22 protein-coding genes are annotated in these 24154 nt (G+C 71.7%); 3 read left to right on the plus strand and 19 right to left on the minus strand.

Features of this window, described 5'->3' with window-relative positions; genetic code table 11:
* Window positions 1–32 precede the first annotated feature (32 nt).
* Window positions 33–1388, plus strand: coding sequence for an aminotransferase class I/II-fold pyridoxal phosphate-dependent enzyme (locus K8640_RS09060; protein WP_223746697.1), 1356 nt, complete (start codon window positions 33–35; stop codon window positions 1386–1388).
* A 268-nt stretch (window positions 1389–1656) separates the two neighbouring features.
* Here the strand turns inward: K8640_RS09060 and K8640_RS09065 are convergent, their stop codons facing one another.
* From K8640_RS09065 to K8640_RS09130, 14 genes are all read right to left on the minus strand, one after another.
* Window positions 1657–2295, minus strand: coding sequence for a histidine phosphatase family protein (locus K8640_RS09065; RefSeq protein ID WP_223746698.1), 639 nt, complete (start codon window positions 2293–2295; stop codon window positions 1657–1659).
* A 61-nt stretch (window positions 2296–2356) separates the two neighbouring features.
* Window positions 2357–2992: a hypothetical protein gene (locus tag K8640_RS09070; RefSeq protein WP_141326561.1), complete on the minus strand. Its 636-nt coding sequence runs from the start codon at window positions 2990–2992 to the stop codon at window positions 2357–2359.
* Entirely contained in the window at window positions 2989–3873 is an 885-nt protein-coding gene (locus tag K8640_RS09075; RefSeq protein ID WP_223746699.1) for a ribonuclease HII, read from the minus strand. Before K8640_RS09075 ends, K8640_RS09070 begins: the two co-directional genes overlap by 4 nt.
* A gap of 282 nt (window positions 3874–4155) precedes the next feature.
* Complete coding sequence (locus K8640_RS09080; RefSeq protein ID WP_223746700.1) at window positions 4156–4524, minus strand: carboxypeptidase-like regulatory domain-containing protein; 369 nt, start codon at window positions 4522–4524, stop codon at window positions 4156–4158.
* A 65-nt stretch (window positions 4525–4589) separates the two neighbouring features.
* The gene (locus tag K8640_RS09085; RefSeq protein WP_223746701.1) at window positions 4590–6041 is read right to left on the minus strand and encodes a hypothetical protein; all 1452 of its coding nucleotides are present in this window, start codon (window positions 6039–6041) and stop codon (window positions 4590–4592) included.
* Between the two features lie 12 nt (window positions 6042–6053).
* Window positions 6054–7832, minus strand: coding sequence for a M61 family metallopeptidase (locus tag K8640_RS09090; RefSeq protein WP_223746702.1), 1779 nt, complete (start codon window positions 7830–7832; stop codon window positions 6054–6056).
* Between the two features lie 25 nt (window positions 7833–7857).
* Window positions 7858–9291 carry an RsmB/NOP family class I SAM-dependent RNA methyltransferase gene (locus tag K8640_RS09095; RefSeq protein WP_223746703.1) on the minus strand — a complete coding sequence of 478 codons (1434 nt, stop codon included), beginning with the start codon at window positions 9289–9291 and terminating at the stop codon, window positions 7858–7860.
* Between the two features lie 132 nt (window positions 9292–9423).
* Window positions 9424–11049, minus strand: coding sequence for a metallophosphoesterase (locus K8640_RS09100; RefSeq protein ID WP_223746704.1), 1626 nt, complete (start codon window positions 11047–11049; stop codon window positions 9424–9426).
* 132 nt (window positions 11050–11181) lie between these two features.
* On the minus strand, window positions 11182–11964 hold the full coding sequence (locus K8640_RS09105; RefSeq protein ID WP_223746705.1) for a hypothetical protein: 783 nt from the start codon (window positions 11962–11964) through the stop codon (window positions 11182–11184).
* The gene (locus K8640_RS09110) at window positions 11961–12665 is read right to left on the minus strand and encodes a DUF4956 domain-containing protein (protein WP_223746706.1); all 705 of its coding nucleotides are present in this window, start codon (window positions 12663–12665) and stop codon (window positions 11961–11963) included. The genes K8640_RS09105 and K8640_RS09110 overlap by 4 nt, the downstream gene beginning before the upstream one ends.
* A gap of 15 nt (window positions 12666–12680) precedes the next feature.
* Window positions 12681–14393, minus strand: coding sequence for a dTMP kinase (gene tmk, locus K8640_RS09115; protein WP_223746707.1), 1713 nt, complete (start codon window positions 14391–14393; stop codon window positions 12681–12683).
* A 5-nt stretch (window positions 14394–14398) separates the two neighbouring features.
* Window positions 14399–15112 carry a VTC domain-containing protein gene (locus tag K8640_RS09120; protein WP_223746708.1) on the minus strand — a complete coding sequence of 238 codons (714 nt, stop codon included), beginning with the start codon at window positions 15110–15112 and terminating at the stop codon, window positions 14399–14401.
* 15 nt (window positions 15113–15127) lie between these two features.
* Entirely contained in the window at window positions 15128–16384 is a 1257-nt protein-coding gene (locus tag K8640_RS09125) for a hypothetical protein (RefSeq protein WP_370640329.1), read from the minus strand.
* Between the two features lie 285 nt (window positions 16385–16669).
* Window positions 16670–17311: a hypothetical protein gene (locus K8640_RS09130; RefSeq protein WP_223746710.1), complete on the minus strand. Its 642-nt coding sequence runs from the start codon at window positions 17309–17311 to the stop codon at window positions 16670–16672.
* 91 nt (window positions 17312–17402) lie between these two features.
* Between K8640_RS09130 and K8640_RS09135 the strand changes: the two genes are divergently transcribed.
* A complete protein-coding gene (locus tag K8640_RS09135; RefSeq protein WP_223746711.1) occupies window positions 17403–19733 on the plus strand; it encodes a serine/threonine-protein kinase in 2331 nt (776 codons plus the stop codon).
* A 27-nt stretch (window positions 19734–19760) separates the two neighbouring features.
* Here the strand turns inward: K8640_RS09135 and K8640_RS09140 are convergent, their stop codons facing one another.
* Entirely contained in the window at window positions 19761–20093 is a 333-nt protein-coding gene (locus K8640_RS09140) for a rhodanese-like domain-containing protein (protein WP_223746712.1), read from the minus strand.
* Between the two features lie 8 nt (window positions 20094–20101).
* Window positions 20102–21262: a molybdopterin-synthase adenylyltransferase MoeB gene (gene moeB / locus K8640_RS09145; RefSeq protein ID WP_223746713.1), complete on the minus strand. Its 1161-nt coding sequence runs from the start codon at window positions 21260–21262 to the stop codon at window positions 20102–20104.
* Window positions 21263–21396: 134 nt separating this feature from the next.
* On the opposite strand from moeB, the gene K8640_RS09150 reads away from it, so the two are divergent.
* A complete protein-coding gene (locus K8640_RS09150) occupies window positions 21397–21786 on the plus strand; it encodes an iron-sulfur cluster assembly accessory protein (RefSeq protein ID WP_223746714.1) in 390 nt (129 codons plus the stop codon).
* 87 nt (window positions 21787–21873) lie between these two features.
* Here K8640_RS09150 and K8640_RS09155 read toward each other — a convergent pair whose 3' ends face one another.
* From K8640_RS09155 to K8640_RS09165, 3 genes are read right to left on the minus strand one after another with little or no spacing between them, the layout of a single operon-like run.
* Complete coding sequence (locus K8640_RS09155) at window positions 21874–22392, minus strand: acyl-CoA thioesterase (RefSeq protein ID WP_046712842.1); 519 nt, start codon at window positions 22390–22392, stop codon at window positions 21874–21876.
* A 55-nt stretch (window positions 22393–22447) separates the two neighbouring features.
* Entirely contained in the window at window positions 22448–23206 is a 759-nt protein-coding gene (locus K8640_RS09160; RefSeq protein ID WP_223746715.1) for a deoxynucleoside kinase, read from the minus strand.
* A gap of 11 nt (window positions 23207–23217) precedes the next feature.
* Window positions 23218–24036 carry a glycerophosphodiester phosphodiesterase gene (locus K8640_RS09165; protein ID WP_223746716.1) on the minus strand — a complete coding sequence of 273 codons (819 nt, stop codon included), beginning with the start codon at window positions 24034–24036 and terminating at the stop codon, window positions 23218–23220.
* Window positions 24037–24154 lie beyond the last annotated feature (118 nt).

The following is a 24154-nucleotide window of genomic DNA, read 5'->3' on the forward strand; positions in this document are numbered from 1 at the left end:
AGCGTCGTTCCCCCTCCCCCTCGGATGTGTTCATGAATCTACGCGATCAGCTCGATTCGCCGTTGTTCACCCATTTCATCGCCAATTACACGCATCCGACCGGCCCTGATCTGCTGGCTCGGACGGAGGCGTTCTTCCAATGGCAGGAGTCACGGCGACAGACAGGATTGTGGCCGTACTCGCGCAGCCTGGAGGGCGCGCCGACCGCTGAGTGTGGCGTGCGCAGCGAGGGTGGGGTGGCGCGGCACGGGGTGAACTTCGGCTCGCAGGACTATCTGTCATTGTCCACGCATCCAGCGGTGGTCGAGGCAGCGCATCGGTCCATCCGGGACTACGGCGTGCACAGCGCCGGCTCCGGGATGTTCGGTGGCAACACGACGCCGGGACTCCAACTGGAGCAGGCGCTCGGAGAGCATCTGGAGATGCCGTACGTGGCGCTGTTCGCGACGGGGTGGGGCGCGGGCTTCGGCGCCATCGCGGGGCTGGTGCGTCCGGAGGACCACGTGGTGCTGGACGCGCTGTCGCACGCGAGCCTCCAGCAGGGCGCCAGCGCGGCGACGCAGAAGGTGAGCCGGGTGCCGCACCTGAGCAACCGCGCGATGCGCCGCAAGCTCCAGGAGCTGCGCGCCCACGACACGGCCAATGGCATCCTCGTGGTCACCGAGGGCCTGTTCTCCATGGACTCGGACATTCCTCGCATCGAGGAGCTGCAGAACCTCTGCCACGAGTTCGGCGCGACGTTGCTGGTGGACGTGGCGCATGATCTGGGCGCGCTGGGCCCTCGCGGCACGGGCAGCCTGGGAGCGCAGGGGCTGTTGGGGAAGGTGGACCTGGTGGTGGGCTCGTTCTCCAAGACGTTCTCGTCGAACGGTGGCTTCGTGGCGACGCGCTCGCCGGCGGTGCGCCAGTTCGTGCGGGTCATGGGCGGGCCGCACATCTTCTCCAATGCCATCCTTCCGGTGCAGGCGGCGGTGGCGCTCGAGTCATTGCGCATCGTCCGCTCGGACGAGGGCGAGGTGCTGCGCGCGAAGGCGATGGAGAACATCCTCGCGCTGCGCGCCGCGTTCGCCGAGGGCGGGGTGAAGTGTCTGGGGGAGCCCTCCAACGTGGTGCCCGTACCGGTGGGCGACCCGAAGGTCGCGAGGGTCGCGGGCAGGCTCGTGTTCGAGCGCGGCGTGTTCCCCAACATGGTGGAGTACCCCGCGGTGCGCATCCGCGAGTCTCGCTTCCGCATGCAGGTGATGTCGTCGCACTCGGTGGAGCAGATGAAGCTCGGCGCCGAGGTGGTGCTGCGCGCGGTGGCGGAGGCGCGCGAGTTCGTGGAGGCGCCGCAGCAGAGCCCCCTGCGCACCGCGCGCGCCGAGTCGGGCAAGCGCGCCGAGGTCTGACGCGTCAACGAGGCCCCGCGCCGTTCCAGTTGGAGGGCGCGGGGCGCGGTCCTGGGCTGACGCTCCCCTCGTCGAGAGCCCGCGTCGTTGCGTGTGGAGGGCGCGAGGCCCCGTGCTGATGAGGCGCAGCGCACCTTCCACCGCCCGCATCTTGGCGCGTGGAGGGCGCGAGGCCCCGTGTTGATGAGGCGCCGTGCGCCTTCCACTGCGTCCGGGTGCCGCGTGGCGGCCAGGTCGCGCGACACCTCCGTGGCGTGGGGACCTCTCCTCAGCGCGCGGAGGAGTCGTCCGCGCTCAGTTCCTTGAGGTGGGTGATGTCGCCCCACGTCACCAGGCGGAACGCGCCCTGGTGGTAGTCGAACTGGTTCCAACACGCGTTGAGCACCGAGAAGGCGCGGGGCGTGGCCGGCGGAATGCCCAGGCTGTGGCGGAAGAAGCTGCTCAGCACGCCGCCGTGCATCACCACCACCACGCGCTCGCCCGCATGGCGGGTGCCGACCTCGCCCAGGCACTCCACCGCGTGGCCCAGCCGCTGGGACGTGCTCTCCCCACCGGGGACGACGAAGTCCGGGGCGTTGGTGGCGTACGTGCCGAAGACCTCCGGGTGACGGCGGCTCGCCTCCTCGCGGGTGAGCCCCTCCAGGACGCCCAGCCCCCGCTCGCGCAGCCGGGCATCCGGGCGCACGTCGTGCCCCGTGCGCGCGGCGATGCGCCTCGCCGTCTGCACCGCCCGGCCCAGATCACTGCAATACAGCGCGCTGAAGGACACCGTCACCAGCCGCGCCGCGAGCGCGTCCGCCTGCCGCACGCCCTCGGGGCTCAGCGGGCTGTCCTGGTGGCCCTGCAAGAGCCCCTTCGCGTTCCACTCCGTCTCGCCGTGCCGCAGCAGGATGAGCTCGGTCTTCATCCCGGAAGACTGACGGCGCCGGCCGCACGGGGCAAGGGCTCCGTGCGGCACTGTTGGCGGTTCAGCGTGCCCGCTCCAGGTGCGTCATGCCCTCCTCGAGCAGCGCGGCCACTCCCCGACGCACCACGTGGACGACCTTGCGACTGTAGGCCGGGCCTCCATGCGTGTAGTGCCCGCTCACCTTGTGGTGCAGCTCCGTGGCGCCCCACACCAGCACCAGGTCCGCCCACTCCAAGTCACTGCGGGCCCGGTCCGACGTGCGCCGCTCCGTGCCGTCCACCATGCGCAGGTCGATGTGCGGCCCGAGCTTCGACTCCAGCTCCTCGCGCACCGCGGGCGAGCCTCCCACCACCACCACCTTGCTCACGCCGAGCCGGTGACACGTCTCCACGAAGGCCACCTCCGCCCGGTGGTTCGCCGAACCTCCGCACCTGGCGCAGTGGCTGCGAGGCTCCACGCGCAAGGGCTCCCGGCCGCTCGCCTGGGCCACCTTCACGCACGCCCCATCCGAGCACACGGGGAAGAACCGCCCGTCCAGCACCTGGGCCGCCTTGAGCAGCTTGGGCTCGCTCATCCGCGCCTTGCCGGGACGGGTGAGGCCCGCCTCCTCCAGCACCGCTCGCGCGCGCAGCTTCGCGTCCGTGAGGGTGATGCCCCGCTCCGACAGCCAACCGTCGATGTCTCGGTCCGTGCTCATGACTTGCGCCTCGTCGTCGCGATGGGCTCCACGCGGAACAGCTCCGCCTGAGCAGGGGACGGCTCACCGGGCTCCACCAGCCCGAGCACCTCCTTCACCGGACCGAAGCTGCGTCGGTGGATGGGCAGCACTCCCTTCTCCCGCAGCGCCTGGACGTGGCGCGCCGTCGGGTAACCCTTGTGGTCGGCCAGGCCGTAGCCCGGGTAGCGTTGGTCCAGCTCCGCCATCAGCCGGTCGCGCGTCGTCTTGGCCAGGATGGACGCCGCGGCGATGCTCATCGAGAGCGAGTCACCCTTGATGATTCCTCGCTGCGGCGCCGGGCACTGCGGAATCGTCCGCGCATCCACCAACACGTAGTCGGGCTTGAGCCCCAGCCCCTCCACCGCGCGGCGCATGGCCAACAGCCCCGCGTGGTAGATGTTGAGCTGGTCGATCTCCTCGACCTCCGCCCGGCCCACCGCCCAGGCGACGACGTCGCGCTTGAGCGACTCCGCCAGCGCCTCGCGCTTCTGCGCGTCCAGCACCTTCTTGGAGTCGTCCAGGCCCTTGAGCCGGTAGCTCCTGGGCAGCACCGCGGCGGCCGCCACGACGGGGCCCGCGAGCGGCGCCATGCCCGCCTCGTCCACCCCCGCCACGTGCACGAGCCCCTGCTCCCACAGCTCCGTCTCGAAGCGCAGCAGGTGCCGCAGCCGCTGGCCCTCCGAGCGGTTGCGCTCCTGCCTCGCGCGAATGCGCCGCGCCAGGGACTGGGCGCCTCGACGCGGGTCCGCGTCCAGCGCCTCCAGCAGGCCCGAGGGGATGGGGTGTGCCTGGTTGACGAAGCGCTCGGTCAGCTCGCCGAGCGCGCACTGGAGCCACTGCTCCCGGCTATCGATGGACATGCTGGCGGACCCGAAGAGCTACCGGAACGGTAGGACGCCACGCGGGGCTCCCCAGGGGGGGAACGCGGCTCCCGCCACAACACGTCCCCACCGCCGTACACACGGGAGCGCCCGCACGCTGGGAGGCTCCGAGGACGAGGAAGAGGGGGGAGGTGGCGAGCATGCGGGTCTGACGCATGGCTCCAAGCCGTACCGCATCGGACCGGCCGAACACAACCTCTGCGGTGCCATCTCACATGGAAATCCGTGAGATGTCCGGGAAGTTGGAGGCCCGAGGGCCTGTCAGGGGCTCAACTCCAGGGTCAATTCGGACGGCTCGGGGACGCAGTTGCAGGTGTCACACACCCACTCCACGTGGGAGGCGGGGGACACCTTGGAGCCGGCGGTGGCCGTGACTCGCACCGGGCTGGGCGCCAGCGTCTCGTTGACGGCGGTGGTGACGCCGTCGGAGCCGGTGACGCCGGAGATGCTGACGTTGGAGGCCACGTTGGTGGCGGTGACGGTGGCGCCGCGCACGCGGGCGCCGTCCGCGGAGACGACGGCCACGCGCACGGCCATCAGCGTCGTCTCGCACTCGTCATGGCCTCGCGACATGCGAGGCGCGTCGTCACAGCCGGACAGCAACATGCCGAGTCCGAGGAGCCCACCCACCCATCCACACGCCCGAATCATGCACGGGAAGGTGATGCCGATGCCCGCGCGCGGCAATGCCCGGTTCAATCAGGCCGGGGCCGGCTGCGCTCGCTCGCGAATCTCGCGGCCTGGGTATCCGGATAGCGGTGTTGCACGTACTGGTAGACCTCCTCCGCGCGCGCCGCGTCATTCATCCGCTCACCCAGCACGCGCGCCAGCATGACGAGCGCCCTGGGCGCGGTGGGCGAATCCGGTGCCACGTCCGCGGCGCGTTCCAGCGCGGTGACAGCCAGTGGGAAGTTTCCTTCCACCGCCGCGGCCTGGCCGATGAACAGGTGGTGCTCGGAGGGCACCCTCGCGGCGGGCAGTTGCTCCAGCGCGGCATACAGCTCCAGCGCCCGGGCCACGTCGCGCCCACCCACCGCCAGCGCGAGGGCGGCGAGCCGCTCGTCGGCGCCCACGGGTGCGCCGGGTGTTTCCTCTCCGGGGGACTCCGCTTCCCGCGCGGGAGTGTCCCGCTGCACGCCGGCTCCCCCCAGCGGGGCGGACCCCCGGGTGGGCTGGGCGTTCCCCAGCACGGGCGCCACGTAGTCGCTCGGCTCGCCGTAGCCCACGCGGTCTCCGCGCACGTACAGCAAGAGGCCCAGTACGTGCGCCGCCAGGAAGGGCACCACCAGCGTGATGGCCTCCGCGAGGAAGCGGGAGATGAAGACCAGGCCCAGCGCGCGCACGGCCGCCGCGAGCACGTGCGCGGCGCCATGGACGACGAGCAGCCCCGCGAGCGCGGCGCAGGCCACCAGGTAGTCGGAGCCCAGGCCGCGCGCCAGCCGCAGCACCATGGCCGGGTTGAGCATGTGCGAGACGGGGTGCTCCGACGCCGCGAGCAACAGCCCCATGGGCAGCCACAGACCGCCCACCCCCACGAGCAGCCAGAACACGGGGTCCGCCGTCAGCCCCGGCGGCATCCGCCACTGGATGAACCAGGCGAACATGTCCAGCTTCGCGCTGCCACCCGGGTGTGCCCACAGCCCGTAGACGAGCGACGGCAACCCGGCCACCAGGAACACCAGCAGGCCGCGCAGGCCGGGCAGCAGCGCGTCCCGGAAGATGTCGCTGAAGTCAGGGATGTCGAGCGACGTGTCGCCGCGCGCCGTCTCGCGCACGAGCCCGAAGAAGGTCGCCCAGAACAGGCCGCCATAGAAGGCGATGAGCGGCGGCCGCATGACGAGGAAGGAGTTCTCCGCCAGCCACCCCACCATGCCCAGGAAGATGCTCAGCGCGACGAGCAGCTGCAGGCCCGCGGCGGAGAAGGGGTAGCGCCAGGCCTTGCGCAGCCGACGGGTGAAGGGCACCACGTCGCGGTGGAGGTGGAGCACCTCCGTGTCGCCTCCGCACAGGCCGCACCCCACCAGCTCCACCGTCTGGACGCGGCGCCCCACCGCGCACTCCGGGCACAGGGATGCGCCGCAGGACTGGCACTGCCAACCGGCGAGCTCCCGGGGATGTTGGCGACAGGCGATGGAGGCGGAGGACATGTCCCCCGCAGCCTATGCCGCGCCGGGGGCCTCGTCCCAGGGGGCGCCGAGCCAGGACTGGTACGCGGCCTTCTGGGCCTCGGTGGGCCTGTCCACGCGCGACAGCCACACCGCCTCCGCGGGCTTGGCGCCCAGCACCACCGGCACCTCCAGGAGCCTGTCCCGGCGGAACACCGTCACGCGCACCGTCTCGCCGGGGCGCTTGTCCTCGCACCGGGCGACGAGCGCGGCGCCGTCCGCCTTCCAGCCGTCCAGCGCCACCACGTCGTCCTCCGCGTACAGCCCCGCGTCCTGCGCCGGTGAGCCGTCCAGCACCGTGGCCACCGTGGCGCTCCCCTTGAGCGTCAGGCCCAGCCACCCCTTGGGGCGCGCCTCCGTGGCCTTGCCCTTGGGCGGCGTGCCGCCTCTGTCACTGGCGGACTCTCGCGGGCGGAAGTTCGCCTCCAGGCCCACGTGCGAGAGGACCGAGTAGTCCAGCTCCTCCGTCGTGCGCAGCGCCCGCTCGAAGAAGGTCGACAGGTCCACGCCCGCCACCTCGCTCGCGGCCGCCTCCACGCCGTCCTCGCCCACTCCGGAGCCGTCGCCGTGGCGCTCCCACAACAGCCTCATCACGTCATCCAGCCCGCGCGCGTCGCGGGTGGCGCGGCGAATCTCCAGGTCCAGCAGCGCCGACACCACCTCGCCCTTCAGGTAGTAGGAGATGGCGCTGTTGGGCGAGTTCTCGTCCGGCCGGTAGTGCTTCACCCAGCTCACCAGCGACGCCTCCGCGAGCGTCTGCGTGCGTCGGCCCGGCGTGGAGTGCAGCGCCGTGAGCGTCTCGCCCAGGCGCGTGAGGTAGCGCTGCGCGGACATCAGCCCCGCGCGGCGGACGATGAGGTTGTCGTAGTACGCGGTGGTGCCCTCGAAGGCCCACAGGAGCGCGGTGTAGTTCTCCCTCGAGTAGTCGAAGGGCACCAGCGCTCGGGGCTTCACCCGCTTCACCATCCACAGGTGGAAGTACTCGTGCGCGGCCAGCGTGAGCAGGTCCTCCCAGCCGCGCCCCGTGGACAGGCCCGTGCGCGGGAAGAGCAGGGCGGTGCTGGCCTGGTGCTCCAGGCCGCCGCGGCCCTTGTCCGTCAGGTACAGGAGGAACAGGTAGCGCGGCATGGGCAGCCCGCCGAACAGCCGCGCCTGCACCTCGCACAGCCGCTGGAAGTCCGAGCACAACCGCTCCGGGTCCGCCGGCGTGTCGCCCCAGACGACGACTTCGTGGGACACGCCCGCCACGGTGAAGGTCAGCGGCGTGTGCGGACCCACCTCGATGGGGCTGTCCACCAGCGTGTCGTAGTCGTTCGCCACGAAGGCCCCGTCGCGCTGGCCCAGGGCGCAGAACGACGTCCAGCCCGCCGGCGCCTCCACCGTGACGTGGTGCTCCAGCTCGCGCGTCGCGTCCGTGTAGAGGAACACGCAGGCGCCGTTGAGGTACGCGTGCGTGCCGTCCACGTGGCTGGTGCGCACCGTCAGCTCGTTGCAGTAGACGCGGTAGCGCAGCGTGACGGCCTGGCCCTGGGCGTCCACCCGCCACGTCTGCTTGTCCACCCGCCGCACCGGCAGGGGCGTCCCGTCCCCCGTCGACGCGGTGACGTCCTGGACGTGCCGCGCGAACTCGCGCACCAGGTAGCTGCCGGGCGTCCACACCGGCATCCGCGCGTCGAGGGAGGCTGCGCCCTCGGGGAAGGTGGCCTCCACCTCCAGCAGGTGGGTGTGGGGCCTGGGCAGGCTGACGCGGTAGCGGACGACGGTGGGGGACATGGCCGGGCCTTTCTTCCCGGGCAGGCTACTTCGCCCGGACGAGGACGGCCGCGAAGAAGCCGTCGGTGCCGTGGGTGTGGGGCGCCAGCCTGAGGAACGGGCCGGGGCCGAGCTTTGCTCCCAGCTCCGCGCCCAACAGCTCCGCGACGGGGCGCACGCTGTACTCGGGGTGGCGGGCGAGGAAGTCCTCGACGACGGCCTCGTTCTCCTCGCGCAGCACGCTGCACGTGCCGTAGATGAGCCGGCCGCCGGGCTTCACCATCCGCGAGAAGCGCTCCAGCAGCGCCTTCTGCCGGGCGGCGTGGGTCTCCAAATCCTCCGGCGTCAGGCGGTAGCGCGCGTCCGGCTTGCGGCGGAACGTCCCGGTGCCGCTGCAGGGCGCGTCCACCAGCACCCGGTCCGCCTTGCCCACCAGCGCCTCCAGCGCGGTGTCCACCTCCGGCCCCTCCGCGGGGATGAGCTGGGCGCGCACGTTGTGCACCCCCGCGCGGCGCGCGCGCTTCTTGAGGTCCTCCATCCGCCGCTCGTCGATGTCGAGCGCGTGGAGGTCACCGCGGTTCTTCATCTGCGCGGCCAGCTGGAGCGTCTTGCCGCCCGCGCCCGCGCACGCATCGACGACGCGCGTGGGCGGCGCGTCCACCAGCATGCCGAGCAGCTGGCTGCCCTCGTCCTGGATCTCCAGGAAGCCCTCGCGGAAGCTCTCCAGCGCGAAGACGTTGAGGCGCGTCTCCAGGTGCAGGCCCATGGGCGACAGGGCCGTGGGCTTCGACTCCACCTCCGCGGCGGCGAGTCGCTTCGCCAAGGCGTCCCGGTCCTCCTTCAGGAGGTTGGCGCGCACGGTGAGCGGGGCGCGCTCGTTCATCGCCTCGGCGGCGCGGGCGGCGTCCTTGCCGTACAGCGCGAGGAAGCGCTCGGCGAGGAAGTCCGGCAGCGACGCGGCGATGGGGAAGCGCTTCTTCTCCGGCAGGGCCTCCAGCGCCGCGGCGGCCTGGGGCAGGGCGGAGAGGGCCTGCGCGTCACCGGGCGCCAGCGACGAGGTGCGCGCCACGTCGGCGAGGGGCTCGCCGTGCAGCACGCGCGAGGTGGCCAGGCGCAGCACGTCCTGCCGCGTCGCGTCCAGCGAGTCGAAGCGCGGGTGGGCGCGCGACAGGAGGAAGTCCACGGTGCGCTGGCGGCGCAGCAGGGCATAGACGCGCTCGGCGACGGCGCGGCGCTCCGACGAGTAGAGGTTGGCCTTGCGGCGCAGGGTGAAGTCCAGCGCCCGGTCCGACAGCCGGCCTTCGTGGCGCACCAGCGCGTATGCCTCCAGGCAGGCCTGGAGCACCAGGTCCTCGCGCAGCGGACGCGTGGAGCGCTCGCGCTCGGCGGCCGTGAGCTTCTTCTTTCCGGACGAAGGGGAGGGGGACTTCTTCTTCGTGGACGGCCGCGCGAAGCGGCGGGACTTGGATGGGGGAGCCATGACGTGCAGGGGCCTTTGCATCCCCGGGGCGGGTTGACAAGCGGGGAAAGCAAACCCGGGCGGCCGCCGGACGCCCTTCGCGCCCGCCGACACACCCGGGGATGCCCGCGCCTGGGGGAGGGCGGGGGGATTTCAGTCGGAGCGGCCGGACCGGCGCCGACGCATCAGCCCGGCGAACAGCAGCCCCGCCAGGGGGAGGAGGGTGGCGGTGGGGCCCGCGGCGCAGCCTCCGGAGCCGCCGCCGGGCTCATCCTCGGTGCCGGGCGTGCCGGGCAGGGTGGGCGTGGGGCGCTCGTCGGGCGTGCCCGCGTCGGCGCCCCCGCCTCCGCCGCCGGACGCGGAGGTGACGGTCACCACGGACGTGGCGGTGCGCGTCACCGCGCCGAACGTGGCGGTGGCCGTCACGGTGTACTGGCCCGCCTTGGCGTAGGTGTGCTCCGCGGAGCGGCCCTGGGCCGAGCCGCCGTCGCCGAAGTCCCAGCTCACCGGGACGTCCGGGGTCGTGGTCGCCAGGAAGAGCGCGCGGTGGGGGGCCACGCCGCGCTCGCCCTCCACGGTGACGCTCAGCGCGTCCGCCGGGGGCGGCTCTTCCACGGGCGGCAGGTCCTTGCGCAGCGTGAGGCTGTCGAGCACCTTGCCGTCCGTCGTCAGGAGGTTCGCGGTGAGCAGCCCGTCGACCACCTCCACGTCCAGGAAGCCATACGCCTTGTTGTCGCGCATGGCGCTCCAGGCCGGCTGGCTGGTGTCGAACGCGCGCAGTGTCGCGCCGCCGCCACCCACCACCAGGTAGGGGATGCCGCCCGAGGACGCCACGTCGTCGCCCTTCATCGGCTTGCTGCGCTCGTAGTTGTGGTCATGCCCGGTGAGCACCAGGTCCACGCCGTACTTCTCGAACAGGGGGGCGAACTGGCGGCGCATGGTGAGCTGCGAGCCGTGCTCGCCGCTGGACCAGGGCGGGTGGTGGAAGAAGACGACCTTCCACGGCTGCGTGGTGCCGGCCAGGTCCGTCTCCAGCCACGCCTTCTGCCTGGCCAGCGAGCAGCGCTCCGCGGACGACAGGCCGATGGCGCAGTTGGAGTCGAGCGACACGAAGTGCACGTGCCCCCAGTCGAACGAGTAGTAGCGCTCCGTGCCCTCCGGGTTGTTGGTGGGCATGTAGAGGTTGTCCAGGTACGGCTGGCCCTGGTTCGTCACGTACTCGTGATTGCCGGGCGAGGCGAACAGCGGCACCTGCGAGAGCAGCTCCGCCATGGGCACGAAGAGGTGCTCCTGGAAGTCGGCCTCGGTGCCGTCCGGGTAGGCGTTGTCGCCCAGGGCGACGAAGAGCTCGGGCTTCGTCTGGACCATCCGGGCCGTCACGCGCCGCTGGTCCGAGCCGCCCGTGCCGAAGTCACCCATGGCGGCGAAGTGCACGCGGCGCGTGCCGGGCACGGGCGCCGTCCTGAAGCTCTTGGCCGGCGTCTTCAGGCCGCAGGCGCTGACCTCATAGGTGTACTCGGTGCCGGGCTTGAGCCCCGTGAGCACCACCGCGTGGGCCTTGCCCGAGTCGTTCGAGCGGGCGACCTCATTGGTCGCTCCCACGCCGTAGCGCACCTCGGGCGAGCAGTTGGCCGCCAGGCGGAACGCCACCAGGGCCGTGTCGGGACCGACTTTCTGCAGATAAGGGTCGCGAGCGAGGACGCCCGCAGAGGCCATGCCCGACACCAACGTCAGGGCCACGGCGAGGGGAAGTGGGGTGAAGCGGTTCTTCCGATGCATGCAGCCTCCTCCCGAACCATCTCGGGACGGAGGCCCAACCGTTCACTCCGCGACCTTCATCCAACCTTCCCGTTAAGGAGCGGGCGGCGAGGCGAGCCCTCGCACGCCCGTCACTGGGACAGCGGACAGGCGCTACTTCTTGATGTCGTAGGAGGCCAGGTCCTCGGTGCGCTCGCCCTCCTCGCGCACCTTGCCGATGCCCGGCACCAGCCAGTACGTGCGCTCCTTGCCCTCCTTCACCTCGCCCGCGTCGTTGAGCTTGTCGCGGCGGACCTTCACGGCGTTGGTGAAGGTGCCGGCGCGCGTCTGCACCGTCACGCCCACCTCCAGGACGCGCCACGTGTAGGTCGGGTCGCTGTCGTCCTTGCTGCCGTCACCCAGCACCGTGAACTCCTGCACGGCGCTGGTGTAGGCCCAGGGCACCGTCGTGGGCGCGCGCGCCAGCGACTTCACCGTCGCCGGGCTCCACGTGGTGGTGCGCACCTGGACGCCGTCGCGGTGGTCCTCCTCGCGCAGGCGCACGACGAGGCCGTTGCTCTGCTCGAGCTGCCACGAGTACTCCTCGTAGAGGATGCCCGTGGCCACGCGGTCCTGCCGGCTGTGCACCAGCACGCCCGTCGTCCCCGCCGGGGCGCCCGGCACGTCGCGCGGGCCGAGCACCTCCACCCGCTTCTGGAACCTGCCGTGCACCGGGTCCTGGATGTCGTAGACCCAGACGGAGCCCGTCGACAGCGGCCACAGCGTGGTGGCCGCCGGGTCCGGGTTCGACGGGTCGGGGTTCTGCGAGTCCCCCGGCAGGCCCACGTCTCCGTCCGGGTTGGACGCACCAGGGCCGGCGCCCGGCAGGCTCCCTCCACCACCACATCCCACGAGCAACCATCCGGCCGCGAGCGCGACCACCCACCTGCGCGTCATGTCAGCTCCTCCCGTGTCCCCTTGGGGCCTACCGCCGTCCACCGCAGCCCCCGCAGGGGCATGCCCTCCGTCCGTCCCAGCGCCGCCGTCAGCGAGCCGGGCACGGGCTCCTCCACTTCCAGCTCCAGCCGCCGCCCGTCGAAGTCGAGCGCGCAGCTCTTCACCATCACGTTGCGCTCCCCGAGCGCGCTCCTCAGCGACGCCTCCGCGCCCACCAGGTCATCGGCCTGGGCGGACACCAGCAGCCGCTGCTTCGGCGCCGAGGGCGCCTCGCGGTTGAACAGGTCCAGCACGAACAGCAGCGCCGCCACGAACACGGTGCCCACGCCCGCCAGCCCCAGGCTGCCGTGGCCGCACGCCATGCCCAGGCCAATCATCAGGAACAGGATGGCCGCGTCGCGCGGATCCTTGAGGCCGGAGCGGAAGCGCACGAAGCCGCCCAGGCCCACCAGGCCGAAGGCCTTGGCCACGCTGTCACCGATGACGGCGGTGATGACCGCCGCCGCCGCGCACAGCAGCACCTGCGCTTGAATCATGTCCGCCTTCGGCAGGGCCCGGCGCATGACCAGCCGCCAGGGCCGCAGGGACAGCACCGTGCCGATGAGCGCCGCCGCGAGCATCCGCGGCAGCATCACGGTGATGGACAGGCTGTTCAGCTCCGACTTGGCGCTCTCGAGGAACGCCGGAATGGAGGCCTCCATGGTGTGTGTGTTCCCTCAGAGCTCGACCTGCTGCGTGGGTGCATCCACCGCCGGGCGGCTCGCGCGGGCCTGCGTGGCCCGGGTATCGAGCGCCGCCGCGGTGGCGATGACGGCGTAGGCGTTGCGCAGCGCGGGCAGCTTCCGGGGATGGGCCTCCAGCACGCGCTGGATGAGCACGCGCGCCTCGGGTCCCACGGGCAGGCCCTTGAGCGAGGAGAGCACGGTGGCCGGCCAGCGGCTCGCGTGCGTCACCCGCAGGCGCCACGCCCGCGGGTCGTTCATCCCGTCCACCGAGTCCAGCGCCTCCTTCGTCTTCGGCGCGGCGCGCTCGCGCAGCGCCCAGGCCTCCTCGGTGGAGAGCCCCGTCAGGGAGCGCATCACCAGCTTGGTGGCCTTGTCCGCCAGCGCCTCGCGCAGGCCGCGGGCCACCGGCGTGTCCAGTCCCTGCGTCCCGCGCAGCACCGCGAGCCTGTCGTGGGGCAGCAGCGCCTCGCGCAGCGCGTCCGCGCGGGCGTCGGAGAGTCCCCCCAGGCTGCGGGCCACCTCCGCGTACAGCCCCCGCTGCATGCCCGCCTCGCGCACCACCCAGGACTCCTCGCCGTCCACGCCGGAGAGGCCCAGCAGCACGTCGCTCAGCTTCCCGTCGCGCACGCCGCGCTCGCGCAGGCTCCACGCCTGGGGCGAGCTGTCGCCCTTGAGGCCCTGCAGCGCCTCCGCGGGCGCCTGGGCATACAGCCGCTCCCGCAGCATCGCCGCGCGGGCGCCCGTCTGGCCCAGGAGGCTCGCCGCCACCTGGGCCGGCGCCAGCGGCGCGAGCACCTCGCGCAGCGTCCACGCGGGCGCGTCATCCAGGCCCTGGAGGCCCCGCGCCGTGAGGGCGGGGAAGCGCTCCACGAAGTCCAGTCGTCGCTGATGCGCGGCGAGCCCGGGCAGGCCGCCCAGCATCCACACCGCCAGCGCCGGCTCGCGCGGCTCCACCGTGTCGAGCGCCTGGAAGAAGCGGGCCTCGACGTTCTCCACCTCGACGGAGCCCATGGGCACCGACGCGGGGGCGGGGACGATGCGCTGCACGGGCGTGTCCCGACCCTCCAGCCGCGCCACCACCGCGTCCACCAGGCGCTGCTCCAGCACGTGCAGCGGCGCGTCGTTGTTCTCGATGATGAGCCAGCGCCTGGGGTCCTCCTTGGCCAGCGCGAGGAAGGACTCGCGCACGCGCACCGCCAGGCCCGCGCCCACCATGCCCTTGCGGCTGTCGCCCGCCTCGCTCTTGTTCGTCAGCGCCTTGCCCAGCCGCTTGCGCCAGCGGGCCAGGTCCGGGTCCACGTCCACCAGGATGACCAAATCAGGCCACAGGCCCTGCGAGGCCAGCTCGCACGCGGGCCTGAGCTCCGACATGGGCAGCCCCCGGCCTCCCCCGCTCAGCGCCAGCTGCGAGTACAGGTAGCGGTCCGTGATGCACACCTCGCCCCGCGACAGCGCGGGCGCCACGACCTCCTCCAACTGCTGCGCGTCGCGCGCCAGGTTGAGGAAGAACTCCGCGCGCGGTGACATCTCCAACAGGCGAGCGTCCCGCGTCAGCTCCCGCACGCGCCGGGCCGTGGACGAGCGCAGCTCGCCTCCTTCCCGTGCGTGCGCCACCCGGTAGCCGAGCTTCTTCAACCTCCCGGCCAACAGGTTGGAGAGCGTCGTCTTGCCGCTGCCGTCAATCCCCTCGAAGTCGATGAACACGGTGCCTATCCCCTCGCGACCCCATCCACGGCGAAGGCATGTGCCCTCGCCATCCCCTCTGCGAACTTGCTGTACGTCGGCGCGCCGCCCGGATTGAGCGACGACAGCCAGTCGGGCAGCTCCTCCCCCAGGTGCTTCACCTCCACCACCACGCGGCCCTCGCGGAAGAAGGGCGGCCCCAGCCGCTCGCTCGTCAGCGCAAGCTGGGACATGGCCAGCTCCGGGGCAATCTGGTGGTAGCCGATGTCCCGGTCCACCGTCACCCGCCACGCCTGCGACGCCTGATACACGTGGCGCTGATACGTCACCGCCAGCACCGGCTGCAGGCTGCCTCCGGTGATGAGCGGCAACAGCCGCGCGCCGCCCCTGAGCACACGCCCCAGGTCCGAGCGCGGCACCCAGACGCGCCGCTTCTGTGTGAGGCCATGGCGCTCGCGCTTCACCTCCAGCACCACGCGCTCCACGCCCCCCGCGCCCACGTCCGGTGAGTACTCCTTCGTGCGGACCTTGAGGCAGTCCTCTGGCGTGCGCAGCGCGCGCGACGCCAAAGGACAGCCCGGCCGGTCGAAGTAGACGGACACGATGCGCGTGGGCTCGGGCACCTGTCCCTCCAACTCCCGCGTCAGGCGCGCGCACAGCGCGAGCGCCGTCTCCTCCTCCAGCACCAGCTTGAACTCACGCCGGAGCCTGGTCACTTCCCCCTCGGCGAACGAGAGCATGGCGTGTCTCCGTGATTAGAAGCGGGTGGCGAGCTGCAGCGAGTACTCGAGGCCCGGCGCCTCGTCCCCCGGCCGCAGCGCGCGCTCCACCTGGAACTGCCCCCGGAACCGACTCCCCAACAACAGGTTGAGACCCCCGAGCAACGAGTGGCCCCTGCCCTCCACATCCCCCCGCAGCTGCAGTCCCTCCGCGCCCACCACCGGCTGGAGGGCCCACTCCGTCGTCACCGGGAGCGTCCAGCTCGCCAGCAGCAGTTGCGCGGTGAACGGCCCCACCGGCAGCCGGCCCGTGACGACCTCCCCCGTGACGTGGAACGCGCCGAACTTCAGCTCCGCGTCGGCCGCCATCGCGTGCCTGCGCGCGCGGTCCAGCGCCTCCGCCACGTACGTGCTGACGCCCAGGGTGAGCATCTTCTTGAGCGGACGCACGGTGATGCGTCCGGCCAGGTCCTCCTTGGTGCGCACGCCCAGCTCGTCGCGCGAGCCCTGGAACGCGCCAGCGGAGACGCGCAGGTCCCACAGGCCCTTCAAGCGCACCTCGCCCATCAGCCCCAGCCGACGGCCGCCCAGCTCATGCACGTCCCCCAGGTAGTCCTCCACGAGTCCGCGCCCCTGGATGGGCAGGCTCCACGCGCCCTCCAGCCGGCGCTGGAGGAAGGGCGACTTGAACTGGCCGCCATAGAGGCGGAAGCGCTTGTTGTCGTCGGACAGCCGCACGAAGGCGTCCTTGAGCATGTTCGAGTCGGCCAGGTCCGCGCTCACCTCGGCCTCCAGGTTGGGCAGCGACGTCGCCACGCCCACGCGCGCCGAGTTGATGCTCAGCGTGCGCGCGTACTTCTCGCGCTGGTCCGCGCTGGCCTGCGCATAGACGCGGCCGAACACGCGCACCGTCTGGATTTCGTCGTCCGGCGTGTCGTCCAGCGCGGTGGCGTCCTCGCCGATGGAGTCCTCCTGCTGCGCGCCGGGCTTCCTCTTCTTTTTCTTCTTCTGCTCCGCCGCCGTCTTGGCGGGCTCGACGGTGGGCGCCGCGCTCGTGGTCGGCGTCGGGGGCGCCGCGTCCGGTGAGTCACCGGGTTGGATGCGCGGCGGCAGCGCCTGCGCCAGCGCGCCCTCCGTCAGGCCCGGCGTGGGCTCCAGCGGCTCGGAACCCTCGGGGGGCCCCGCGTCCACGGGCTCCACGCCATCCACCACGCCGCCCGAGAGCGAGTCCACCGAGGCGGCGGAACCGGAGGCCGCTGCCTCCACGCCACCCTCGGGTGCCGGGGTCGCCAACGCCGGTCCACCCACGAGGACCGCGACGAGGAGACCCCGCCTCCCCAGCTCATCCAACCGCCACCCACCCATGTCCCCGCCTCCCCGTCGCAGCCGGCAGAGCGCTTGTGCAACAGCGGTGCCCGACTGGACAACGTCGGGTGGCGGACGGCGGTGGGCGACGCAAGCCCGTCAGAGGGCTCGAAAACGTCGTGACGCGGGCGTTACGAAGCCCTCGGTGGGAACGAAAGTTCCACTTCGTGGGCACCCATCCCTGTACGAATGTCGATCAGCCGGTGGAAGGAGTTACCGGTTGGACGCCGCATCCGGCGCCGGTGCGGTGGCGTCGGGGGGCTCGGTGGACGAGGACGCCTCCACCGGTGGGATGACGGCGGGAGGAGCGCCGACGTCGGACGTTCCGGTGGGCGGGGGTGTGCCCCGCAGGCGCTGGAGCGCGCCCCTCACGCCCATCGCGAGCACCAGGCCCGAGCCGCCGATGACCAGCGCCCAGCTCAGGCCGCGGGGCAGGGGCGTGGAGGCCACGGTGATGTGGCCCGTGAGGACCTTGAGCCGCGTGTTCTGGTAGCGGACCTCCAGTTCGTAGAGGCCCGGCTCGTCGAACTCCAGCGGCGTGTGCCAGTTGACCCCGTCGTATGTCAGCGTGCGCGTCAGCTGCGAGGGGGAGTCCTTCAGGTGCAGGGTCAGCGTCAGCGGCCCGGTGAACTCCGCGCCCTGGAAGGCGCCCACGTGCAGGGACAGCATCGCGGGCTCGCCCTCGCGGGGCATGGCGGGGTGAAGCGTACCCTGCAGCCGCTCCTCGGCGTCCGCCCAGCGCAGCTCCAGGACGTCACCGCGGCGCTCGGTGCGGAGTTGATCCGCACCCGGAGTGGCCGCGACCGCACCCGTCGTGAGCAGGCAGGCAATCAGCGCGCCAGTCGATCTCCACACATGCCACCTTTGCCTCGGCGACCGCTGTCCTCTAGGATGCCGAGCCCTGACGCATTCCACCTGAGCCAACTCCCCCGGCCAGAGACCCGGGATGAACCCTCAATCTTTCGGGAAATATCAGCTCCTGAAGAAGCTTGCCACCGGCGGCATGGCCGAGGTGTGGCTTGCGCGCCAGACGGGCATCGAGGGCTTCCACAAGAACCTCGTCGTCAAGCGCATCCTCCCGCACCTGGCGGAGGACCGTGAGTTCGTGGAGATGTTCCGGAACGAGGCGCTCATCGCGGCGCGCTTCAACCATCCGAACATCGCCCAGGTCTACGAGTTCGGCGAGGCGAACGGCACCTACTACATCGCCATGGAGTTCATCCACGGCGAGGACCTGGGCCGGGTGATGCGCAAGGCGGCCAGCGCGGGGCAGTGGATCGCCCGGCCCCTGGCCATCCGCATCGTCGCCGCGGCGTGCGAGGGCCTGCACTACGCGCACAGCCGCACGGACGACGCGGGCCGGCCGCTGCGCGTGGTGCACCGGGACATCTCGCCGCAGAACATCCTCATCAGCTTCGACGGCTCGGTGAAGCTGGTGGACTTCGGCATCGCCAAGGCGGCGGATCAGGCGTCGCTCACCAAGTCGGGCGCCATCAAGGGCAAGTTCGCGTACATGGCGCCGGAGCAGGCGGCCGGAAAGCCCCTGGACGGGCGCGCGGACATCTTCGCCATCGGCCTGGTGCTGTACGAGCTGCTCACCGGCGTGCGTCCCCTGAAGCGGGAGTCGGAGCTGGCCACGCTCCAGGCCGCCATGGAGTGCGCCATCCAGCCGCCGTCGCAGGTGGCGGACGTGCCGGAGGAGATGGACCCGGTGGTGATGCGGGCCGTCGCCAAGAGCTCGGATGACCGCTACCGGGACGCGCGCCAGTTCCAGACGGCGCTCGAGGAGATCCTCGTCGGCCAGCGCTGGGTGGCGGGCTCGGTGCAGATCTCCGAGCTGATGGAGACGCTGTTCGCGGACCGCCTGAACGAGGAGAAGGCCCAGGGCCAGGTGGTGCTGGCGGACGAGGAGTCCGGCAGCTCGGGCCCGTCCGCGCCGCCCCCGCCGCAGCAGGAGCGGGGCCGGGGGCGCGCGTCGTCGTCGGACATGAGCTGGGAGGCGCCTCCGGGTGAGTCGTCCTCTCCGCGCGAGCGGGGCCGCGCCGCGCCGTCCCGCTCCGCGCCGCCGCCTCCCGCGCGTCGCACGGGCGCGGTGCCGCAGCCGGTGGTGGAGGAGGACCCGGGCGAGTGGGATGCGCCGTCCGGCGTCATGGAGGCGCCGAACCGCCGCCGGGGTGGGACGTCGGACTCGATGCGCCGGCCGAGCAGCGCCAACGTGACGCAGGTGGCCCGCACCAGCTCGCGCTCGGACCTGCGCAGCGCCACGACGAATCCGGGAGAGCCCCCCGAGCCCGCGCCGCCTCCGCCTCGCCGCTCCATGACGCGCGCCGCGCCCGTGGTGGACGTGGAGCCGCCCGCGCCGCGCCGCTCGCGCACCTCCGCGTCGCTGGACCTGGACGAGCGCACGCGGATGGAGGACGAGGACGACGACGAGCGGACCATGCTGCCGCCGCCGGAGCCCTCGCCGCCGCCGCGCCGCCGCACGGGGATGCAGTCGCAGGTGTCCGCGCCGGAGGCCCCGCCGCGTCGGCGCACCTCCAGCCGCGCGGAGATGCCCTCGCCGCCGCCGCCGTCACGCTCCCGCGTCTCGCTCGCCTCCGCGCCCGCGGTGCGGGAGGAGGACGAGGTGGACCGCGCGCTGGCGAAGGACGCGCGCCGCCACGCGGGTCAGCCGGTGGCCCGGCGCAACATCGCCATGGTGGGCTTCATCGTGGGCATGCTCGCGGTGGTGGCCATCTTCCACAAGCCCATCCTCGCGGTGCTCAGCGCCACGGCGTCGGACGGGCAGGGTGTGCGGCTCACCGTCAACACCAACGAGCGGGTGAAGGTGTCCGTGCGGCACACGGAGCGCTGCGGCAGCTCGCAGCCCGTCACCGAGCTGGGCCTGACGCCGCTGACGCTGGTGTCGGGCGCGCACCTGCAGGACACGCTCATCCTGGAGAACGAGCAGCAGGGCATCTACACCGAGGACACGGACACGCTGGCCTTCGGCGTGCCGGGCGAGGCCAAGGTGCTCACCCAGGAGTTCCGTCGCGGCTCGCTGCAGCTGCTCCTCAAGCCCGAGACGGTGCGCGGCATCACCGTGCGCCGCCGGGGGCAGGACGTGGGCCTGTACCAGGGCGGCGGCGGCAAGGGCCTGAAGATCGACCTCATGGAGGGCAAGCACAAGCTCGAGCTCATCGGCGGGCCGCTCAAGGAGCCCTTCCTGTTCGAGGTCGACATCAAGCCGAACTCGGTCCAGAAGGAGACGCAGGACCTGTCGGCCTTCATCGGGTAGCGGCTCGCTCGCGGGCGCCCCCGGACTTCAGTAGCGCGGCAGGGAAGGGTCGACCTGAAGCGAGTACAGGTCGATGCCCCCGCGCAGCGACACCGCCTCCAGTCCCCGTGACAGCAGGTACGCGGCGCCATCCAGGCTGCGCACGCCGTGGTGGCAGTAGACGACGACGGGGCGGCCTCGCAGCGCCTCCAGCTCATCGGCGCGCTCGTCCAGCTCCGGCAGCGGGATGAGCACGGAGTCGGGGAGCGCCACGTACTCGTGCTCATGCGGGAAGCGCACGTCCAGCAGGGCGGGGCGGGTCTCGACAGGGCCTTCGAGGAGCTGGGCGAGACGGGCGGGGGTGATTTCGGGGATGGGCATGGCGGGTGTCAGTGGGCGGTGGCGCAGAAGCGCTCGTAGTCGATGAGCTCCACCTTCGCGCCGGGCGAGCACACGGGGCACTGCGCGTCGCGGCGCAGCTTGAGCTCCTGGAAGCGGGTGCCCAGCGCGTCGAACGTCAGCAGCCGGCCGACGAGCGGCTCTCCCTTCCCGAGGATGAGCTTGAGGGCCTCGTTGGCCTGGAGCAGGCCGATGAGGCCCGGCAACACGCCGAGCACGCCCGCCTCCGCGCACGAGGGCGCGAGCTCCGGCGGCGGCGGGGCGGGGTAGAGGCAGCGGTAGCAGGGGCCCTGTCCCGGCACGAAGGTCGTCACCTGGCCCTCGAAGCGGAACACCGAGCCGTGGATGTTGGGCAGCCCGCGCATGAGGCACGCGTCGTTGAGCAGGTAGCGGGTGGGGAAGTTGTCGCCGCCGTCGAGGACCAGGTCGAAGCCGTCCAGCACGCGCAGCACGTTCTGCGACGTCAGGCGCTCCTGGAAGGGCACCACCCTCACGTCCGGGTTGAGGGCTTCAATCGCGGCGCGGGCGCTGACCACCTTGGGCTGGCCCCGGCGCTCCTGGGTGTGCAGCACCTGCCGCTGCAGGTTGCTCAGGTCCACCACGTCCGAGTCGACGATGCCCAGGGTCCCCACGCCCGCGGCCGCCAGGTACAGCGCCGCCGGGGAGCCCAGGCCCCCCGCCCCCATCAGCAGCACCCGGGACTTCAAGAGGCGCGCCTGACCCTCCTCGCCCACCTCCGGGAGGATGAGGTGGCGGCGGTAGCGCTCCTTCTGTTCAGCGGAGAGCACGAAGGGCTTCTCCACGGGCAGGGCCGCGTCGCTCCAGCGGTTGTAGCCGCCCGCGAGCGACGCCACGCGCGTGTAGCCCAGCTCCTTGAGCGTCCTCACCGCCAGCGCCGAGCGGGTGCCGCCCGCGCAGTAGACGATGAGCTCCTCGTCCCGGCCCGCGCGCTCCTCGATGCGCAGCTCCAGGTAGCCCCGGGGGATGTGCACCGCGCCCGGCAGCCGGCCGCCCGCGTACTCGTCCGCCTCCCTCACGTCCACGAGCTTCACCGGGGCCCGGGCGTCCAGGAGGCGCTTCACCTCGTCCACGGTGACTTCGCGAATCTCCTGTTTCACTCCGGCCAGCAGCTCTCGGAAGGTGGGCGCCATGGGGCCGGTATAACCCGAGGCCTGGGGGCGGGCCCGTGCGGGATGAAGTGTCCCGGGGCGGACGAGCGGCCGCTCCCATGGATTTTCCGGCCCCGGGCGTTATAAAGGTCGGTTTGAGAGGAGATTTTTCCGACATGGATACGACGACCACGACCCCCGCTTCCGCCACCTCGACGGCCCCCCAGTCCGCGCCCCCGACGGCGGTGCGTTTGACGGAGGCCGCCGTCCGGCAGGTGAAGGAGGTCATCAAGGCCCAGGGCTTCGAGGGCTACTTCTTCTCCATCCGCGTCGTCCCCGCCGGCTGCAGCGGCCTGGGCTACGACCTGAACCTGGTCAAGGAGACCAAGGCCGGCGACAGCGTCTGGGAGCAGGACGGCGTGAAGCTCGCCACCGACGGCATGAGCAGCCAGTACCTGGCCGGCACGGAGATCGACTACGTCTCCGCGATCACGGGCGCGGGCTTCAAGTTCAACAACCCGAACGCGAAGTCCTCCTGCGGCTGCGGCACGTCGTTCACGACCTGAGCCGCATCCGTTGCTCGACGGCCTCACGGCGAGGGCGGTGGCAGCACCGCCGCCCTCGTCGAGTCCGCCGCTTCGCCGAGCGGGCCCTCAGGCCCCGGCGATGGGCTGCATCACCTTCAACCAGGACTGGTTCTCCTTCTGTCGCGCGAGCCGCTGCGCGCGGCGGGCCTCGGCCTCGCGGAAGGCCTCCTTCTCCGTGTCCGACTCCATCAGGAGCGGCGGCACGGGGACGCGCTTGCCGTCCTTGTCGATGGCCACGAAGGTGAGCAGCGCGCTGGTGGTGAGCGTGCGCTCGCCGGTGAGCGGGTTCTCCGCGTGCACCGTGACGCCCACCTCCATGGACGTGCGGAAGGCGGCCAGCACGCGCGAGTGCAACAGCGCCACCCAGCCCACCTTGATGGGCGCGTGGAAGTGCAGGTCATCCATGGAGGCCGTCACCACCACCTGCCGGCAGTGGCGCTGGGCGGCCACCGCGCCGCAGATGTCGATCCACTCCATCACCTTCCCGCCGAACGCGGCGTTCAGGTTGTTGGCGTCAGGAGGCAGGATGAGCTGTGTCATCACCACCTCGGTGTCCTTGGCTCGCTTGGGCGTCAAATCCGACATCACTCACACCTTCCAGACAGAGACGACGGGCCCATGACGAAGGCCCCGCCGCGTCTCATGCCAGGAAGGTGGAGATGCGGTCCAGGAACTCCTCGCGCCCGCGGCCCTTGCGGATGTCCTGGCGTGAGACATCCATCACCAGGGTCTCCACGCCGTACTTCTCCTGCAGCACCTGGGGGAAGGAGGCGTAGTAGCCGTTGAGCCCTCGCAGGAACTGCGGACGGATGCCCTTCTCCTCCTCGCGGCCCCGGGTGCGGATGCGCTCGAGCAGCACGTCCACGCTGCCCACCTCGAAGCAGATGACCTTGTCCGGGCGGATGATGTGGCGCGACAGCCGCTGGAAGTACTCGTAGTACAGGTCCAGCTCCGCGTTCGTCATGTGCCCCAGGCCGTGCAGGTACTTGGCGAAGATTTCGGGGTCCTCGTACAGCGTGCGGTCCTGCACGCAGCTGCGGCGGTACGAGTGGATGAGCTCGTGGTGCTCCACGCGGCGGATGAGGAACTCGAGCTGGAGCGTGAAGGACCAGCGCGACATGTCCGCGTAGTAGTCACGCAGGAAGCGGTTGTCGATGACGGGCTCGTCGAACAGCTCGTAGCCGAAGCTCTGGCTGAGCATCTTCGCCGCCGTCGTCTTGCCCGCGCCGATGTTGCCCGCGAGCGCCACGAAGCGCCGCCCCTTGGGGGCCTTCACCTTCGTCTTCGCCGCCGTCTTCACCGCGTTGCGCGCGCGCGGCGCGGACGTCTCGGCGGGGGTGTCGGAGGGCTTCGGGGCAGCGGCCGGGGAGGGGGACGGGCGCGAGCTGGAACGAGGCATGGAACCGGGGCTTAACCCGCCTTGGTGGTGGCGTCCATTCGCTGCCTCAGCAGGTCCGGCCGGTCGGTCATGATGCCGCCGACCCCTTCTTCGATGAGGCGGGTCATCTCCGCCGCATCGTCCACCGTCCAGACGTTGACCCACTTGCCGCGCTCGGCGCACTCGCGCAGGAATTGCGCGTCCACCAGCCGCACCTCGCCGAAGTACAGCGGCATGTCGAGCACCGTGTAGCGCGGGTCCTCCGGCGGCGGCTCGCCGCTCCGCATCCCGATGACCAGCGCGGCCAGCGCTTCACGCGGATAGAAGTGACACGCGTCCGGCAGCCGCGCCGCGAGCCGCTCCCCCACGGCGTCCTGCTCGCTGCCCAGGCAGACGCGGTCCACGGCGCCCTCGTCCTCGAGCAACCGGGCGAGCAGCTCCTCCTGCCCGGGCACGTCCGGCTTGAGCTCCACGTTGAGGCGCAGGCCCGGGAAGGCCCGCAGCACCTCTCTGAGTGTGGGGATGCGCACGCCCCGACCCCGGAACGGGAACGTCTGGCCTTCATCCGGGGTAAAGCCATACCCCGCGTCCAATCGCTTCAGCTCGGAGAGCGAGAGCGCGGCCAGTTGTCCGATGCCATCCGTGCAGCGCTGCAATGTGTCGTCATGCGCCACGACGATTTCGCCGTCGCGCGTCACGTGCACATCCAATTCCAGCATGTCCGTGCGGAACCGTTCCACGGCCTGACGGAAGGCTTCCAACGTGTTCTCGGGCGCGAGCAGCGCGCCGCCGCGGTGCGAGATGTGCAGCGTGGGCCGCAGTCCTCGGAGAAAAGCGGGCGGGGCTCTCATGGGTTGTTCCCTGATTTCACGCGGGTGTCACCTGCGGGGGAGGGGGTTCCTTGCCGGCCCCCTCCGGGCGCCGGTATAAGGCCGACATCCTCGGACCGACCGGCGTCGACATCAACCC

It is taken from the genome of Myxococcus sp. XM-1-1-1, assembly GCF_020037095.1.
GTDB classification, from domain to species: Bacteria; Myxococcota; Myxococcia; order Myxococcales; family Myxococcaceae; genus Myxococcus; species Myxococcus fulvus.